Below are 15615 nucleotides of genomic sequence, written 5' to 3' on the forward strand. Positions count from 1 at the left end.
CCATGGGTGTCTCGACTTCGCTCGACACGAGCGGTTACAGGTAGGTTTTCCGATAGCCGAGGATGCGCCGTGAGCCGCCTGATCCTGTTCAACAAGCCGTATGGCGTGCTGTCGCAATTCACCGACAAGAGCATGGCCGCGAGCGCGGATGGCCCGCGCGCGACGCTGTCCGACTATGTCGACGTGCCGGGGGTCTATCCCGCCGGGCGGCTCGACCGCGACAGCGAGGGACTGCTGATCCTGACCGATGACGGCGCGCTGCAGGCGCGGATTTCGTCGCCGAAGCACAAGACGCCCAAAACCTATCTGGCGCAGGTCGAGGGAGAGCCCGACGACGCCGCGCTGGCGGCGCTGCGCCGCGGGGTCACGCTGAACGACGGCCCGACGCGCCCCGCGACCGTCCGCCGCATCGAGGCGCCGAAGCTCTGGGACCGCGACCCGCCGGTGCGATACCGCAAGAGCGTGCCCGATAGCTGGATCGAACTGACGATCACCGAAGGCCGCAACCGTCAGGTGCGGCGGATGACGGCGGCGGTTGGTTATCCGACGCTGCGGCTAGTGAGGTGGCGGATCGGGGCGTGGGAGATTGGGGATTTGGGGCTGGGGGAGTGGCGGGAGGTTTGAGGTAGGTCTCGTGTGTTGGAAAGGCCAAGAGGCGATGCATTCTAAATCCCAATTGTGCCTGTTTTAGTGCTCGTGCTAACGCGCACCAATGAACGGTATATCTTCTTCCGATGTTCTCGCCGAGTTTGATCAAGCGAAGAAGACCGCTCCAAAGCTGTTTCGGCAATATGGGGGAAGGATACCGTCGGGCGTCGAATTGACTAGGCGGGCGATCGACGAGGCACTTGGTCAGCCGCCTTATAATACCGAGTACATCAAGGATAACTTCAGCTCGCTGGTAAGTGATCTGCAGCTCGCCGCGTACGGGTATTATCTTCAGGCAGAGCGCGAAGTTTGCGGAGAAGCTCTAGCCGCGTACGTCAAAGGCCAGTCAAATGGTGATACCGCCGCTGATGCCTTGCAGAGCCTCCAGAGCTCATTTTTCGTGCTCGACCGATTTTTTCTCAGCCTTACTCAGAGCCGACGGCAACGGGCCGGCGCATCTTTCGAAGAGGTTGTCCAAACTCTGTTTCGAGCCTTGGGCTATCCGTACACGCCCCAACCAGAGCTCTCGGGGAGCAGGCCGGATTTCGTGCTTCCAAGCCTAGGCCACTACGACGCGTTCGCTGCAGATTGCATGATCTTTACCTGTAAACGGACGCTTCGCGAGCGCTGGCGTCAGGTCGTTACTGAGGGGCTGACTGGCCAAGCTTTCTATTTGGCAACGATCGATGATGGGATTTCCCGACCAGAACTGGCGAAGATGAAGGATCGTAGCGTGATCGTGGTCGTCCCTAAATTGATCAAAGAGAATTTCTACGGGGGTCAGCTAAATGTAATCAGCTTCGAAAACTTCTTCGATCATCATCTTGATCCCGCGGTCGCCAGATGGACAGCAAACGGGGTCATCTCTGGCTGAGTTGATCGTATGCTATCTGCTATCGAATCGACAAAAGATCGCAGATCTTGTTCTTTCCTTCGAAGCTCGCATTCCCACACGACCAATGCCTTCCAACCCAGTTGGGTAATTTTTTCTACAGTGCGGGCATCCCGCTCTCTATTGCCCGTTATCTTCGTCACCCAAAATTCTGTTCTGGTTTTAGGCCATTTGAACAGATGGCATTCGTGACCGTGCCAGAAGCATCCATGAACGAACACTGCAGCTCGGTACCGAGGGAAGGTCAGGTCGGGAGAGCCGGGGAGGCTTTTCCGATGGAGTCGGAACCTTAACCCCCTTTTGTGCAACATCTTTCGAAGCAAAACTTCGGGCGCGGTGTTCCGGGATCGGATGCCCGCCATCATTTTGCTGCGGACCTCTGGTGTCACCACATCAGCCAAAAGCCACAACTTTCGATCGTTCTAACCGATCCTCGACCGGCAGCGCACGGCTGTTGAGCGCTGTTGCCAAATACGGCTTCATTGCATTCGCCAGAAACTCGACCACCGGCACGACAACGGCATTACCGAATTGCCGATAAGCCTGCGTGTCGGACACCCCGATCTGCCAGCGCCGCTCATCGCGATCGAAGCCCATCAAGCGTGCGCATTCCAGCGGCGTAAGTCGGCGGGGGCGTTTGCCGGGCTGGTCGATCAGGATTTCCGAGCCGTCTTTGTGATAGCGGGCCGACAAGGTCCGCGCGACATCGTTGGGTCCGAACAGGCTGAAACCGAAACCGTTGCCTTTCGATGCGTGCTTCTCCTTGTACATCTGGAGATACTCCCAGAGGCGCGGGGTCAACGTATATTTCGGATCGACGTCTTCATGCCGTTCGAGAATGCTTCCGAGCTTTGGGCCGTCAGAAATTTCGGGGATTTCGAGCGTCGCAAGGTCGAACGCCGTCTTCTTTTTGAAACCGACAATGAAGATGCGCTCGCGCTTTTGCGGAACCCACGGCGCCGAACTGATTATGCGGGCCTGGACATGATAGCCGAGTTCATTTTGCAGAACGTTCATGATCGTCGCGAACGTCTTGCCCTTGTCATGGCGTTCGAGATTCTTGACGTTTTCCAGCACGAAAGCGGCCGGCCTGTGGTGAGCGATAATCTGCGCCGTATCGAAGAACAGCGTGCCTTGGGTGTCGCAAAGGAAACCATGCGGGCGGCCGAGAGCGTTTTTCTTCGATACGCCGGCGATTGAAAAGGGCTGGCACGGGAAGCCGGCAAGCAGAACATCATGCTCGGGGACAAGCGCGGGGTTTTCAGAAAATTCCCGGATATCGCCATGCAGATCATGGTTGTCACGGAAGTTGCGGCGATAGGTTTCCTGCGAATTCTTGTCCCATTCGGATGTGAAGACACAATGGCCGCCGATGGCCTGAAACCCGATCCTTAGCCCGCCAATTCCGGCAAAGAGGTCAATGAAGCGAAATGACAGGTCGCCCGTTGGCGCATCCTGCACCGGCTTGGGGGTAAGGTTGCCAATCATTTCCAGCGAGCGGTAGATGTGGGCTTTTGGTGCCGTCTCGCCACGATCCCATCGATAGACAGTGCTAAGATCGTAATCGAGTTCCTGCGCTACATCTTCCACAGACATGCCGAGGCGCTGCCGAAGCTCGTGGAAGGAGAGGCTTTCGGTCATAATATGCTCCTCTGGGTCGATTTTTGGCAAAATGCCAAGGAGAGTCCCAGAGTGCAAGAACAAAATAAAAACAAACCCGCTTTCGAAGATCGGGCAAAGTCCCGTACCCTGCGGCCGCGGACGGCCGCAGGGGGGAGGGGTCACTTGGTCGTGTAGCCGCCGTTGACGAGGATCGTCTGGCCGGTCATCCACCAGCCGTCCGACACGAGCATGCGGATCCACGGGACGATGTCGGCGATGTCGGTCAGCCCGGTCTTGGTGAAGCCCGAGAGCGCCGCGGCGCTCTTGTGATAGGCCTGCGCATCGGCTTCCTCGGCGGGGTAGAAGAAGGGCGTGTCCATCGGGCCGGGGCCGATCGCGGTGACCGAAATGCCGCGCGCGCCGAACTCCTTCGATGCCGCTCGGGTGAAATGCTCGACCGGGGCCTTGGTGCCGGCATAGGCGGCATAGAAGGGCGTGTAGGCGCCGAGCAGCGACGTCACGAGCGTGCAGATCTTGCCATTGTCGTTGAGGTGCTTGCCCGCCTCTTTCAGGAAGAAGAAGGCGGTCTTGCTGTTGACCGCGGTCATGCCGTCATATTCGGCCTCACTGATTTCGGTGAAGGGCTTTTTCAGTACCTTGCCCACCGTGTTGATCGCGATGTCGGGGCGGCCGATCGCGGCGATCGTGTCGGCGAAGAGCTTTTCCATCGCGGCGGCGCTGGTCAGGTCGGCCTGGAAAGCGACGGCTTCGGCGCCGGCGGCGCGGATCGCGGCGAGCGTTTCCTCGGTCTCGGCCTTTGCGGCGGCGCTGTTGTAATGGACCGCGATCGCCTTTGCGCCCTGCGCGGCGAGATCGCGGGCGACGAGGCCGCCGAGATTCTTGCCGCCGCCGGCGATGAGAACGGTCTTACCCTTGATGCTGTGATCCGTCATGGCTGGTCTCCTTTATTGACGGGGGAGGGACGCCGCCGTGGGCACGGCGGCGCTATCGGACGGACAATATGGGGCTTTCGGCTTGCCCGCTTTCCAATTCGGGCGCAGTTTCGGATTCAGGACGAATCGTGAAAGGCGTGCGTGACCGGGCAGGCAATTCGGGTGTGGGACGGAATACGGCCGCTGGCGCCGCGCGATCTGGTTGCGCGGCACGAGGTGCAGATCGGCGCACTGGGACTGGTCGCGGCGGCCGAAAATCTTCACCGGCCCACCGACTGGGCTTTCGAGGAAAATCATCACACGATCGTCGTCCATCTGGGTGGCCGGATGACCCGCATGGAGTGCGAATTTTCGGTGGGGCCTTCGGGGCCCGTGCTGCCCGAGCGCGGCGACATCTGGATGATCCCCGCGGCGTGCCGCTATGCCGCGCTGGCGGAGGGCGAGCGCGCCGAGTTCGTCGAGTTCCGCGTGCCGACCGCATTGCTTGCCGATGCGCCGATCGAGGCGCGGGTGCGGCACCGCGACGACTTCGTCTTCGGCAGCGCGGCGCGGCTGGCGGCGTTGCTGCACGGGCCCGCGAGCGACCTGTCGGAGATGGCGTCGCACGCGATCGTCGACGCGCTGGGGTTGCATCTGCGGCAGAGTTACGGTCCGGTCGTGCCGTCGCGGGCGCGCGGCAGCCTGTCGGCGTCGCAGCGGACGCGGCTGGCCGAGGCGATCCGGGGGCAGCTCGACGAACGGCATAGCCTCGAGGCGCTGGCGGGGCTCGTCGACATGGACGTGCGCCGCTTTACCGCCGCGTTCCGGCGGGCGTTCGGTCTGTCGCCCTGGCAATATGTGCTGCGCGCGCGGCTCGATGCCGCGGCGCGGATGCTGCTTCAGGGCAGGGAGCCGGTGACCGAAGTGGCGCTGGCCACCGGTTTTGCGACCCCGAGCCATTTCGCGACCGCCTTCACGCGGCGCTTCGGGGTGCCGCCGTCGCGCTTTCGCGCTGCCGCAGCAGGCTGACGAGCGCCGCTGCAAGGGTGGCGAGCGCAGCGAAGGCGAAGCCCGCGCGCGCGGCTGCCTCGAGCGGCCATGTCGCAAAGAACAGCCCCATCGCGAGCGCGCCGAGCGTCTGCCCGGCGAGCCTTGCGGTCCCCTGAAGCCCGCCCGCCGCGGCCGAGCGTTCGGGCGGCGCGGCGAGGAACATCGTGCGGTTGTTCGGGGTCTGGAACAGCCCGAAGCCGATCCCCGCGAGCGCGGTGAAGGGCAGGATGAGGAGCGGGCTTTCCGGCCGCGTCAGCGCGAGCGCGGCGAGACCGGCGGCAAGCGCGAACCCTCCGGCGGCGCAGAGGCGCGCCGCGTCGATCTTGCGGAGCAGGCGCGCGGTGACCGGGGTGGTGCAGGCGACCGCGAGCGGCCAGACGGTCATCAGCAGCCCGGTTTCGGCGGGCGAGGTCCCGAAGCGCCGATGGAGGAAGAAGGGGAACGCGACCAGCGCGGCGCCCTGTCCGGCGAAACAGCAGATCGAAGCGAGGACCGAGCCGGCGAAGCTGCGGTTTGCGAGCAGATCGAGCGGGAGGAAGGGCCGGTCGCGGCGGCGCTCGCGGCGGACGAAAAGCGCGGCGGCGGCGAGCGCGGCGACGATCAGGGGCAGCGCGCGGATCTGGATCGCGGCGACGAGGAGGAGCGCGATCGCGGCATAGGCGAGCATCGCGGGCGGGTCGAACGGGCCGGCGCGGCCCGGTGTGGCGGGCAGCGCCATCCCGGCCGCGAGCGCGAGCAGGGCGACCGGCACGTCGGCGGCGAACAGCGCCGGCCAGCCGCCCCAGGTCAGCAACGCCGCGCCATAAGTCGGCCCCGCGGCGGTGCAGAGCGCGACGGTGAGCGCGTTCCAGCCGATCGCATCGCCCAGCTCGTCCGCCGCGACGCTGTGCCGCAGCAGCGCGACCCCGAGCGCCATGATCGCGGCGGCGCCGAGGCCCTGCACGAAGCGCGCAGCGACAAGAGGCGGAAAGGCGGGCGCCAAGGCGGCGAGCGCTGCTGCGCCCGCAAAAAGGGCGAGCCCGGCAAGGAAGCTGCGGCGGAGGCCGAAGCGTTCGCCGAGCGCGGCGGCGGGGAGCAGCGCCATGACGAGCGCGGCCTGATAGGCGGTGACGACCCAGATGGCGCGGGCGGGTGCGATTGCGAATGCCTGCGCGATGACCGGCAGCGCGACATTGCTGCCCGCGGCGTCGAGCACCGCGACCGCCATCGCGCCGAGCACGGCGGCGATGGCGAGACGGCGGCACAGGCCCGATGGCCGGCCCATGTCGAGCGCCGCGGCGCTCATGTCGAAGCCGGCACCCAGCGCCCGCCCCGTTCGGCGTAGCGGGTGATGCGATGTTCGACCTGATCCTCGTGGCGCAGGTCGCGCTCGGTGAAGCGGAATTGCAGCGCGGGGCCGGCGACGCAGCGCGTGTCGTGGATGTCGCCGGGCAGATAGACGCGCACGTCGCCGGCGCGGAGCAGGCTGGTATCGCGCTTCACGAGGTGCACGCTGCCGTCGGGGTCGGTGACGCGCGCATAGGTGCTCATCTCCATCTCGCCCTGCTGGACGCCATAGATCACCCAGCCGCGGCCATGATCGTGCGGCGGCCGGTACAGAGCATGCGGTTCGTGATGCGCGAGGAGCACGAAGCCGTGGACGGGGTCGCGGTAGAGTTCGCGGCTGGCGTCTTCGCCAGCGAGGAGTGAAGCGAGCCAAGGCTCTTCGGCGGGCGCGCGGAGCAGGTCGGCGAGATGCGCGCGGCACGCCGCGGCGAGATCGCTGGTAAGCGGCCCCCAGCCGTCGCGGACGCGCGCGGCGAAGAGGTCGAGCGAGGTGGCGGTGGTGATCATGGTCGTCTCCCGGTCGGTGGATGACCGGGAGTTAGGCGGTGCAAATATAAGGCGGAAGACGCAGCATTTGCACTTAATCAGTGCATCAAACGCCATATATGACTAGGATGGCCTATGGCCGGTCCCGACCTCAACCTGCTCATCACGCTCGACGTGCTGCTCGAGCAGGGCAGCGTCGCAGGGGCAGCGCGGCGGCTGGGGCTCAGCGCATCGGCGATGAGCCGCACGCTGGCGCGGCTGCGCGAGGTGACCGGCGACCCGCTGCTCGTCCGCGCCGGGCGCGGGCTGGTGCCGACGCCGCGCGCGACGGCGATGAAGGACGAGGTGCACCGGCTCGTCGAGGATGCGGCCGCGCTGCTGCGTCCCGAGGCGATGGTCGATGTCGGCGCGCTGACGCGGAGCTTCACGCTGCGCGCGAGCGACGGCTTTGCCGAGACCTTCGGCCCCGAGCTCGTGCGCCGGCTGGGCGCCGAGGCACCGCATGTCGCGATGCGCTTCATCCGCAAGCTCGACAAGGACAGCGCGGGGCTGCGCGACGGGAGCATCGACCTCGAGACCGGCGTCGTCGGCAAGGCAATCGGGCCCGAGGTGCGCGCGCAGGCGCTGTTCAACGACCGCTATGTCGCGGTCGTCCGGCGCGGGCATGCGCTGACGGCGGGCGAGTGGACGGCGGGGCGCTATGCCGGCGGGCGGCATGTGCTCGTATCGCGGCAGGGGCTCGACCTCGGCGCGATCGACGAGGAGCTGGCGGCACAGGGGCTGGCGCGGACGATCGTCACGACCGTCGACGGCTTTGCCGCGGCGCTCGCGCTGGCGCGCGGATCGGACCTCGTCGCGACGGTGCCCGAGCGGCACACGATCGGGCTGCGCGGCGACATGGTCGCACTCCCGCTGCCCTTCGCGTCGCGCAACTTCACCGTCTCGCTGCTCTGGCACCCGCGGCTCGACGGCGATCCGGCGCACCGCTGGCTGCGCCAGCATGTCCGCGACGTCTGTGCCGCCATATTGGCGCAGAACGCCTGAGCCCTTCATCTTTCGGCCATAATCGCGGACCAGACTGGCGAAAGAAGGGGGAAGGTCATGAGAAAAGCGATAATTTCCGCTGCATTGCTCGGGCTCTGCATCCAGCCGGTTCAGGCGCAGATGGTGAGCGCGCCGGCGCCCGGCGGTGCCGAGCCCGTCGCCATGGGCGGCTTCGTCGGAGCGCGTGTGCGCATCTCGCTCGGCGGGACCCGGAGCGAGGATCAGAAGCTGCGTGCGGGGCTGACGATCGCGCCGATGCAATATCGCGGCGGCGGCGACCTGCAGGGCTTCCGCTCGCGGATCGGCGAGGGGCTGGAATTCGGCTTCCGCGGTGGCGAGACGGCGCCGCAGCTGTCGCTCGCGGGAATGCGGCTGACCGGCGGCAAGAGCCTGCCCGGCAAAGCCCGCAGCAACCTGTCCGACGGCGCGACGATCGCGCTGGTCGTCGTCGGCGTGGTCGCCATTGCGGGGGTCGCGCTCTATGCCGCCGCCGACGAGGCCGACGACGTCTGACCTAAAAGTCCGGTAGCGCCTGCGACGCGAAGCCCCAGCCCCTGAGTTCGGGGCTTGCGGCGCGTTCGAGCAGGTCTGCGGCGTCGCGGATCGTAAACGCTCCGGCCTTGTCGATGTCTGCCAGTTCCGCCCAGCCGACCGGCGCTGCGACCGGCGCCTGTTCGCGCGCGCGCACCGACCAGGGCATCACGGCGGTGCTGCCGCGCTGGTTGCGGAGGTAATCGATGAAGATCTTGCCCTTGCGCTTTGCCTTGCTCATCGTCGCGACGTAGCGGTCGGGTTCGGCAAGGCTCAGCGCTTCGGCGAAGCGTTTCGCGAAGTCCTTGTGCGCGTCCCAGCTATGTCCGGGATCGAGCGGCACCACGACATGCACGCCCTTGCCGCCCGAGAGCATGGCGAAGCTGACGAGCCCGATGTCGGCAAGCTGGCGGCGGATATCGAGCGCGGCCTTCTTCACGTCGGTGAAAGCGAGGCCTTCATCGGGGTCGAGGTCGAAGACCATGCGGTCGGGCTTTTCGAGGCTGCCGACATGGCTGTCCCAGCCGTGGAACTCGATCGTCCCCATCTGGACGCAGGCGAGCAGGCCGTCGGCATCCTCGACATAGAGATAATCCTCGTGCCCGCCGTCCTTCTCCTTGATGGGCACATGGAGGACGTGTCCCCCGAACGAGCCCGAGTCATGCTTCTGGAAGAAGCATTTCCTGCCGCGCCCCTGCGGGCAGCGGACGAGGCTGATCGGGCGGCGCGCGGCGTGCGGCAGCATGAGCGGCGCAATCGCTTCATAATAGTCGGCGAGGTCGCCCTTGGTCGCCTTCGCCTCGGGGAAGATCACGCGGTCGCGGCTGCTGATTGTCACGTCGGATTCGGGAGCCGGGGCGGGTTGTTTCACTTCGGGGGTCACGTCTTTGGCCTCCTTGTCGCTGCGCAGGCCGAGAAAGCTCGCGTGGCGCACCGATCCGCTCGCGGTGAATTCGGCAAAGGCGATTTCGGCGACGAGATCGGGTTTGAGCCAATGCACCTTGCGTGCCGGTGCGGCGTCGACGTCGAGCGGCGCGGTCTGTCGTTCGAGTTTCGCGAATTTTTTCGCGAGGTCGGCCATGGCGTCGGCGTCGAAGCCGGTGCCGACATTGCCCCTGTAGACGAGCGTTTCGTCTTCGCGCTGGGCGAGCAGGAGCGAGGCGAAGGCGCGGCCCTTCGCCGATGACGGGTTCCAGCCGACGATGATGAACTCCTGCCGCCGGGTGCATTTGACCTTCACCCAGCTTTTGGTGCGGCGGCCGAGATAAGCCGCGTCGGCGCGTTTCGAGATGATGCCTTCCTGTCCCGCGCCGCACATCGCGGCATAGAGCTTTTCGCCTGCGCCGATGACATGATCGGCGACCGCGATTGGGGCCTTGGCATCGCGCAGCAGCGCTTCGAGACGTTCCTTGCGTTCGAGATTGCCGAGTTTGGTGAGGGTCTTGCCGTCCTGTTCGAGCAGGTCGAAAGCGAAAAAGTGCAATTCGGTCGCGTCGTCCTGCGCGCCATGGCCGCGTTTGAGCACCGCCTGCAGCGACGAGAAGTCGGGATTGCCGTCCTTGCCAAAGGCGACGATTTCGCCGTCGATCAGGCAGGGCGGCAGGTCGAGCGCGGCGATGTGGCGGACGAGCGGCGCGAACTTGTCGGTCCAGTCGAGTCCGTTGCGGGTGTAGACGCGCACCTCGTCGCCGGCCGCGGCGACCTCCGCGCGGTAGCCGTCATATTTGATCTCGTGAAACCAGCCGTTGCCCGAGGGCACCGCGTCGACGAGCGTTGCGAGCTGGAGCGGGCGGAATTTGGGCCGCTTGCCCTTGGCGACCGGCTTGGCGACCTTTTTATTGTGCGCGGCGGCGTCCGCCATTTTCTTCGCGAAGGCGGCGCCCTTCGCGCCTTTCAGCGATTGCTCGCCGCCTTCGTCGCCTGCGATTTCGGCCATCGTCCGGCCGGTGAGGACGCTTGTGAGCTGGCGCCCGACGAGATCGTCGGCGCCGCCGGCGTATGCGTCGTCGACCTTGCGGAGCAGCCAGTTCTCGCGCTTCTCGCCGGGACGCGGCTTCATGCGGACGAGCAGCCACTCGCCCTTCATACGTTCGCCGTCGAGGATGAAGTGGAGATGGCCCTTGTCGATATCCTTGGCGCTCTTGCCCTCAATGGGTTTCCACGTGCCACGGTCCCACAGCATCACGCTGCCGCCGCCATATTCGCCCTTGGGAATCACGCCCTCGAAATCGGCGTAGCTCATCGGATGGTCTTCGGTGCGCACCGCGAGGCGCTTGTCGGCGGGATCGGCGCTCGGGCCTTTGGTGACCGCCCAGCTTTTGAGGACGCCATCGACCTCGAGGCGGAAGTCGTAATGGAGACGCGTCGCGTCATGCTTCTGGACGATGAAGCGGTTGCCGGCGCCCTTCGCAACCTTGCCCGCGGGTTCGGGGGTCAGCGCGAAATCGCGCTTGGCGTTGTACTGCGCGAGGGGATCGGCGCGGGCCATGTCACGCCCGCTTGCGCGCTGCCGGCTTTTTCGCGGGCGCTTTCTTCTCGGCCTCTGCCGCCGGTGCCTTCTTCTTGCCGTCGACCGAAGCCTTGAGCGCCGCCATCAGGTCGATGACGTTCGAGCCCGATTTGACCGGGCCGGGTTCCTCGACATCTTCGAGCACGCGCTTGCCCCTGGCTTTCGCCTTCTTGGCGATCACGCGCTTCAGCGCGTCGACATAATGATTGTGATAGTCCGACGCGTCGAACTTGCCGCTCTTCTTGTCGATCAGCGTCTCGGCCAGATCGAGCAGGTCGGCGTCGGGTCTGGAATTGCCGACATCGCGGAAATAATTGGCCGCCTTGTTCACCTCGTCAGCGTAGCGGAGGACTTCGAGCACGAGGCCCTTGCCGCAGGGCCGCAAACCGACAAGCTGCTCCTGCCCGCGCACCGACAACTGGCCGAGCCCGACCTTCTTCGTGCGTTTGAGCGCCTCGCGCAGCACGATATAGGCCTCTTCGGCCAGCTCGTCGGCGGGGACCACATAATAGGGCTTGGCATAATAGAGGATGTCGATGTCGTTCGCGTCGACGAACTGGAGCAATTCGAGGGTGCGCTTGCTGTCGAGCTTGACCGCCTCGATCTCCTCTTCGTCGAGCAGGACATAATTGCCCTTCGACGTCTCGTATCCCTTGACGATGTCGTCGGTGTCGATCGGCCCGATGCCGGGCACGACCTTTTCATATTTGACCGGCTTGCCGCTCGGTTCGTGGATTTGGCGAAAGCTGATCGCCGCGCCCGATTTGGTCGCGGCATAGATTTCGACGGGGATCGACACCAGCGCGAGGCGGATCTGTCCCTTCCAATAAGCGCGTGCAGCCATAGGCGTTCCTTTCGCTGTCCCCATTCGGAGTCGGAGTCCAAATGATCGGGATCGCGAGCGGTTCCTTATGGCAGGCGGGACCGGAGGCCGTGATCAGACTTAGGTTGCGTGCCCCCTCTCCCGAAGGAGAGGGGGCGCCGCCGGTCAGAATTCGACCGAGGCCGAAAGCTTGAAGGTGCGCGGGCCGCCCTGGAGCAGGCGCGCGCCAAAAGCGCTGAAGGCGTTATAGGCGGTCGCCCAGTACCGCTTGTCGGCGACATTATCGACGTTGAAGCGGAGCGTCAGCGGGGTGTCGCCGACAAGCGCGACATAGCGCGCGCCGAGGTCGAAGCGCGTCCAGCTGTCCAGTTCGAGCGCATTGTCGGCGGTGACCGGCTGCTTGCCCGTATAGACGACGCGGCCGACCAGCGTCAGCGCGGGCAGGAACGGGATGTCCCATTCGACATTGGCGTTGGCGAGAACGTCGGGCACGCCGATCGCGTCCTTGCCCTCGTTGAGACCGCCCGCCGTGCGGCGCAGCTTGGCGTCGTTGAAGGTCAGGCCCGAGATGATACGGAGCCCGTCGACGGGCTCGCCGTCGAGCGTGATCTCCAGCCCGCGGTTCCGCTGTACGCCATAATTGCCGTAGATCAGCGTCACGGGGTCGACGAAGCTGTTCGGCTTGTCGATCTGGAACAGCGCGGCGCCCGCGTTGAAGCGGCCAAAGTTCAGCTTGCCGCCGACCTCATATTGCTTCGACTTGACCGGCGACAGCACGGCGCCGCCGTTGAGGACGGGGATGTCGTTGCCGAGGCCGTCGCCGATCGTCACCGGCGCGGTCGAGCCTGCGACCAGCCCCTCGATGCGGTTGGCGTAAAGCGAGAGGCCCTCCACCGGCTTGATGACGAGGCCGAGGACGGGTGTCGCCGCCGATTCCTTGTATCCGCCGGTACGCGCGCCGCCGAAATAGGAATAGGATGTCGTCTTGATCTCCTGCAGGCGGAGGCCCGCGGTGAGCAGGATTCGGTCGTCCCAGAATCCGAGCGTGTCCGATACGAAGACGCTCGACAGCCGGCTGCGGCCGATCGGGAAGACATTGTCGAGATCGCCGCCGACGAACCCGCCGGGCGTCGGGGCCGGCGCGACCACCGGATCATAGAGGTTGGTGGCGTAGTTCGTTGCCGAGAAGTCGTAGGCGTTGCGATTGAGCTGCCAGTTCACCGCGACGCCGGCGTTGATCTCGTGACTGACGCCGCCGCCGGCCAGCTTGATGCGGATGCCGGTGGTCGCCGATTCATTATTGTCCTCGCGCGGCACATACGAGCCGCTGCCGGTCGCGGCGCCGGTGACGGGATCGAGGATGGTGATGCTGGCGGTGGTCTGGTCCTCGCGCCCGTCGCGCGCGCCGACCTTGGCATAGAGCATCGCCTCGTCGGAGACGTCATATTCGACGCTGAAGGTGCCGAAATAATCCTTGGTCAGGATCTGGCTCCACGGCTGCGAATAATTGGTGTCGGCGTCGGGCACGCGCGGGACGACCGCGCCGATCCCGACCTGGCCGCGCCAGTTCTTCTGGTTAAGCCGCTGGTAGTTGAGGTTGAGTGCGGCGCGCAGGGGGCCGCTGTTATAGTCGAGCGTCGCGCCGAGGACGTAGCTCGAGTGGAATTCGTCGTCGATCGCGATGTCGCCGCGGCGCCCCGATGCGTTGAGGCGCAGGCCCCATTCGTCATTGGCGCCGAAGCGGCGCGCGACGTCGATCGCACCCGAGAAATGCGCGTCGGAGGTATAACCGAGCGTGGCCCGCGTCACGTCGCGCTCGGCCTTTTTCGGCAGGATGTTGACGCTGCCGCCGATGCCGCTGCCGCCGGGCGCCGCGCCGTTGAGGAAGGCGCTTGCGCCGTTGATGACCTGAACCGACGAGACGAGTTCGGGCGCGACGATCTGGCGCGGGGTGATGCCATAGAGCCCGTCGAAGCCGACGTCGTCCGACGACAGGTCGAAGCCGCGGATCACGAAGACCTCGCCCGCGATCCCGAACCCGAGTGCGGTGCGGACGGTCGGGTCGTTTTCGAGCACTTCGCCCAGCGAATCGGGCTGCTGGTTGAGGATCAGCGCTTCGTTATAGCTGCGGATGTTGAACGGAATGTCCTCGGCCGCCTTGGTGCCGAAGACGCCGACGTCGCCGCCGCCCGTCACCTTGGTCTGGTTGTTGCGCTGCGCGGTGACGATGATGTCGCCGCCGCCTTCTTCCTGCGCGGCGGCGGGCGCGGCGGCGGCGAGGACGCCTGCGGCGGCGGAGAGGCCGAGCAGCGTGCGGGTGGAGAGCATGGTCATTCTTGGTCCTTTCAGGGTCAGATCAGGTGCGGCGGGTCCGCATCGCCCAGCCGACGGCGACGACGGGGATGCCGAGCGCGAGCCACGATGCGGCGTCGCGAAGGCCGTCGCCGGTGAGCGCGACGACGAGGCCGGCGACGCTCGCGAGCGCGAGGAGCAACGGGATTGCGAAGATCGCGCGGAGGCTTTGCCGCTTTTTCATCCCGCGGGTGCCAGGTCGCCGCCGCTTTCGACCTCGCGGACGAGCGCGTCGGTGCCGCTGCGGCGCTTGCCGAGCCAGAGATAGAGGCCCGAGCCGAGGACGATCATCGTGAAGAGGGTCAGGATCGCCCACAGGATCTTGAGCGGCAGCCCGCCATAATCGCCGAAGTGCAGCGGTTGCGACAGCGCGAGGGCCCTGGCGTACCACGGCATCGGGCGCGCGTCGGTGAATTCGCCCGTTTCGGCGTCGATCAGCGCCACGGTGAGCAGCCGTTCGGTGAGCGGCGTATTGCCCTGGAAGAAGACCGCATAATGATGCTTGCTGCTGAAGCTGCCGCCGGGGAAGGCGATGAACTGCGGGTTGTTGCCGGGGATAGCCTTGCGCGCCGCGGCCATCGCCTTGTCGATCGAGCCGTAGCGCGACGGCCGCACCGCGCCCTTGCCGGCATAGGCCTTCGTCATGTCGGCGAGCTCGGTCATCTGCCAGTACTGGAAGATCGGGGTCGCGAGCGCGTTGATCACCCCGGTCGCGCCGACGACGGTCATCCACGCGAGCGCCACGATGCCGAGCAGGTTATGATAGTCGAGCCATTTGAGGCGCGTGCTGCGCGAGGTCCGGAGCGTGCCGAATTCGAGCTTCTTCATGAACGGCGCATAGAGCACGACGCCCGAGACGATCGCGATCACGAAGAGCAATCCCATCAGCCCGAGAAAGAGCATCCCCGGCAGGCCGAGGAACATGTCGGTGTGGAGCTGGAGGATGAAGTGCATGACGCCGTCCTCGTCGACCGCGCCGGTTGCCTGACCCGTCGAGCGATCGAGGAGCTGGATCGTCATGTCGGCGGCCGGCGAGTCCGCGCGCGGCGCGGTGGTGACCGTCATCGACGGCTGGTCGTTGTCGAACGCCATGAAGACGGGAACCTCGCCCGGCCGCGCCGCAAGCGCCTTGGCCAGCATCGCGTCGAGGGGCTTGAGGCCCGGCGCCTCGCCCGACGAGCCGACCCCGGGCATGCCGAATTGCGGCGCGCCTTCGGTCAGTTCGTCGATCTCGTCGTGAAAGATCAGCGGCAGCCCCGTGACGCACAGCATCAGCAGAAAGGCGGTGCAGACGATACTCGTCCATTTGTGGATCAGGAACCACGCGCGGATGGTCGAGCGTTGCATGGATGGGGCCAGTGATATTGCGAATGATAATCAATAATCCCTATGGCGTGTATCGCGGTTTGACAACCGGTTT

At 65.5% G+C, this 15615-nt stretch carries 15 protein-coding genes; 5 read left to right on the forward strand and 10 right to left on the reverse strand.

Annotated elements, in window-relative coordinates:
* Positions 1-69: 69 nt before the first annotated feature.
* Positions 70-624, forward strand: coding sequence for a pseudouridine synthase (locus L7H23_RS12690; RefSeq protein WP_237836234.1), 555 nt, complete (start codon positions 70-72; stop codon positions 622-624).
* 88 nt (positions 625-712) lie between these two features.
* Positions 713-1522, forward strand: coding sequence for a type II restriction endonuclease (locus L7H23_RS12695; protein ID WP_237836235.1), 810 nt, complete (start codon positions 713-715; stop codon positions 1520-1522).
* Here L7H23_RS12695 and L7H23_RS12700 read toward each other — a convergent pair.
* From L7H23_RS12700 to L7H23_RS12710, 3 genes are all read right to left on the reverse strand, one after another.
* A complete protein-coding gene (locus L7H23_RS12700; RefSeq protein WP_345790429.1) occupies positions 1468-1905 on the reverse strand; it encodes a very short patch repair endonuclease in 438 nt (145 codons plus the stop codon). The genes L7H23_RS12695 and L7H23_RS12700 overlap by 55 nt on opposite strands.
* A 28-nt stretch (positions 1906-1933) precedes the next feature.
* A complete protein-coding gene (gene dcm / locus L7H23_RS12705) occupies positions 1934-3181 on the reverse strand; it encodes a DNA (cytosine-5-)-methyltransferase (protein WP_237836236.1) in 1248 nt (415 codons plus the stop codon).
* 140 nt (positions 3182-3321) lie between these two features.
* Entirely contained in the window at positions 3322-4095 is a 774-nt protein-coding gene (locus L7H23_RS12710; protein WP_237836237.1) for an SDR family oxidoreductase, read from the reverse strand.
* Positions 4096-4236: 141 nt separating this feature from the next.
* Here L7H23_RS12710 and L7H23_RS12715 point away from each other — a divergent pair, with 141 nt between their 5' ends.
* Positions 4237-5103: an AraC family transcriptional regulator gene (locus L7H23_RS12715; RefSeq protein WP_237836238.1), complete on the forward strand. Its 867-nt coding sequence runs from the start codon at positions 4237-4239 to the stop codon at positions 5101-5103.
* Here the strand turns inward: L7H23_RS12715 and L7H23_RS12720 are convergent.
* Positions 5048-6409 (reverse strand): MFS transporter, encoded by a 1362-nt coding sequence (locus L7H23_RS12720; RefSeq protein ID WP_237836239.1) that lies wholly within the window; start codon positions 6407-6409, stop codon positions 5048-5050. The two genes, L7H23_RS12715 and L7H23_RS12720, sit on opposite strands and share 56 nt — an antisense overlap.
* A complete protein-coding gene (locus L7H23_RS12725; RefSeq protein ID WP_237836240.1) occupies positions 6406-6957 on the reverse strand; it encodes a hypothetical protein in 552 nt (183 codons plus the stop codon). Before L7H23_RS12725 ends, L7H23_RS12720 begins: the two co-directional genes overlap by 4 nt.
* 114 nt (positions 6958-7071) lie before the next feature.
* On the opposite strand from L7H23_RS12725, the gene L7H23_RS12730 reads away from it, so the two are divergent.
* Both L7H23_RS12730 and L7H23_RS12735 read left to right on the forward strand, forming a co-directional pair.
* A complete protein-coding gene (locus L7H23_RS12730) occupies positions 7072-7980 on the forward strand; it encodes a LysR family transcriptional regulator (RefSeq protein WP_237836241.1) in 909 nt (302 codons plus the stop codon).
* Between the two features lie 57 nt (positions 7981-8037).
* Positions 8038-8493 carry a hypothetical protein gene (locus tag L7H23_RS12735; RefSeq protein WP_237836242.1) on the forward strand — a complete coding sequence of 152 codons (456 nt, stop codon included), beginning with the start codon at positions 8038-8040 and terminating at the stop codon, positions 8491-8493.
* A gap of 1 nt (position 8494) precedes the next feature.
* Here L7H23_RS12735 and ligD read toward each other — a convergent pair whose 3' ends face one another.
* The 5 genes from ligD to L7H23_RS12760 all read right to left on the reverse strand — a co-directional run bounded on the left by ligD (position 8495) and on the right by L7H23_RS12760 (position 15542).
* Complete coding sequence (ligD, locus tag L7H23_RS12740) at positions 8495-10999, reverse strand: DNA ligase D (protein WP_237836243.1); 2505 nt, start codon at positions 10997-10999, stop codon at positions 8495-8497.
* A 1-nt stretch (position 11000) separates the two neighbouring features.
* Complete coding sequence (locus tag L7H23_RS12745; protein WP_237836244.1) at positions 11001-11864, reverse strand: Ku protein; 864 nt, start codon at positions 11862-11864, stop codon at positions 11001-11003.
* 144 nt (positions 11865-12008) lie between these two features.
* Complete coding sequence (locus tag L7H23_RS12750) at positions 12009-14177, reverse strand: TonB-dependent receptor (protein ID WP_237836245.1); 2169 nt, start codon at positions 14175-14177, stop codon at positions 12009-12011.
* A gap of 22 nt (positions 14178-14199) precedes the next feature.
* Complete coding sequence (locus L7H23_RS12755; protein ID WP_237836246.1) at positions 14200-14379, reverse strand: hypothetical protein; 180 nt, start codon at positions 14377-14379, stop codon at positions 14200-14202.
* A complete protein-coding gene (locus L7H23_RS12760; RefSeq protein WP_237836247.1) occupies positions 14376-15542 on the reverse strand; it encodes a PepSY domain-containing protein in 1167 nt (388 codons plus the stop codon). Before L7H23_RS12760 ends, L7H23_RS12755 begins: the two co-directional genes overlap by 4 nt.
* Positions 15543-15615: the final 73 nt, after the last annotated feature.

Origin of the sequence: Sphingopyxis sp. BSN-002 (assembly GCF_022024275.1) — a bacterium.
Taxonomy (GTDB): Bacteria; Pseudomonadota; Alphaproteobacteria; order Sphingomonadales; family Sphingomonadaceae; genus Sphingopyxis.

Coding starts and splice junctions, on each gene's coding strand:
- L7H23_RS12710 (WP_237836237.1), bottom strand. CDS start 4,095: ATGACGGATCACAGCATCAAGGGTAAGACCGTTCTCATCGCCGGCGGC.
- L7H23_RS12735 (WP_237836242.1), top strand. CDS start 8,038: ATGAGAAAAGCGATAATTTCCGCTGCATTGCTCGGGCTCTGCATCCAG.
- L7H23_RS12730 (WP_237836241.1), top strand. CDS start 7,072: ATGGCCGGTCCCGACCTCAACCTGCTCATCACGCTCGACGTGCTGCTC.
- L7H23_RS12725 (WP_237836240.1), bottom strand. CDS start 6,957: ATGATCACCACCGCCACCTCGCTCGACCTCTTCGCCGCGCGCGTCCGC.
- L7H23_RS12745 (WP_237836244.1), bottom strand. CDS start 11,864: ATGGCTGCACGCGCTTATTGGAAGGGACAGATCCGCCTCGCGCTGGTG.
- L7H23_RS12755 (WP_237836246.1), bottom strand. CDS start 14,379: ATGAAAAAGCGGCAAAGCCTCCGCGCGATCTTCGCAATCCCGTTGCTC.
- ligD (WP_237836243.1), bottom strand. CDS start 10,999: ATGGCCCGCGCCGATCCCCTCGCGCAGTACAACGCCAAGCGCGATTTC.
- L7H23_RS12750 (WP_237836245.1), bottom strand. CDS start 14,177: ATGACCATGCTCTCCACCCGCACGCTGCTCGGCCTCTCCGCCGCCGCA.
- L7H23_RS12720 (WP_237836239.1), bottom strand. CDS start 6,409: ATGAGCGCCGCGGCGCTCGACATGGGCCGGCCATCGGGCCTGTGCCGC.
- L7H23_RS12700 (WP_345790429.1), bottom strand. CDS start 1,905: ATGATGGCGGGCATCCGATCCCGGAACACCGCGCCCGAAGTTTTGCTT.
- dcm (WP_237836236.1), bottom strand. CDS start 3,181: ATGACCGAAAGCCTCTCCTTCCACGAGCTTCGGCAGCGCCTCGGCATG.
- L7H23_RS12695 (WP_237836235.1), top strand. CDS start 713: ATGAACGGTATATCTTCTTCCGATGTTCTCGCCGAGTTTGATCAAGCG.
- L7H23_RS12760 (WP_237836247.1), bottom strand. CDS start 15,542: ATGCAACGCTCGACCATCCGCGCGTGGTTCCTGATCCACAAATGGACG.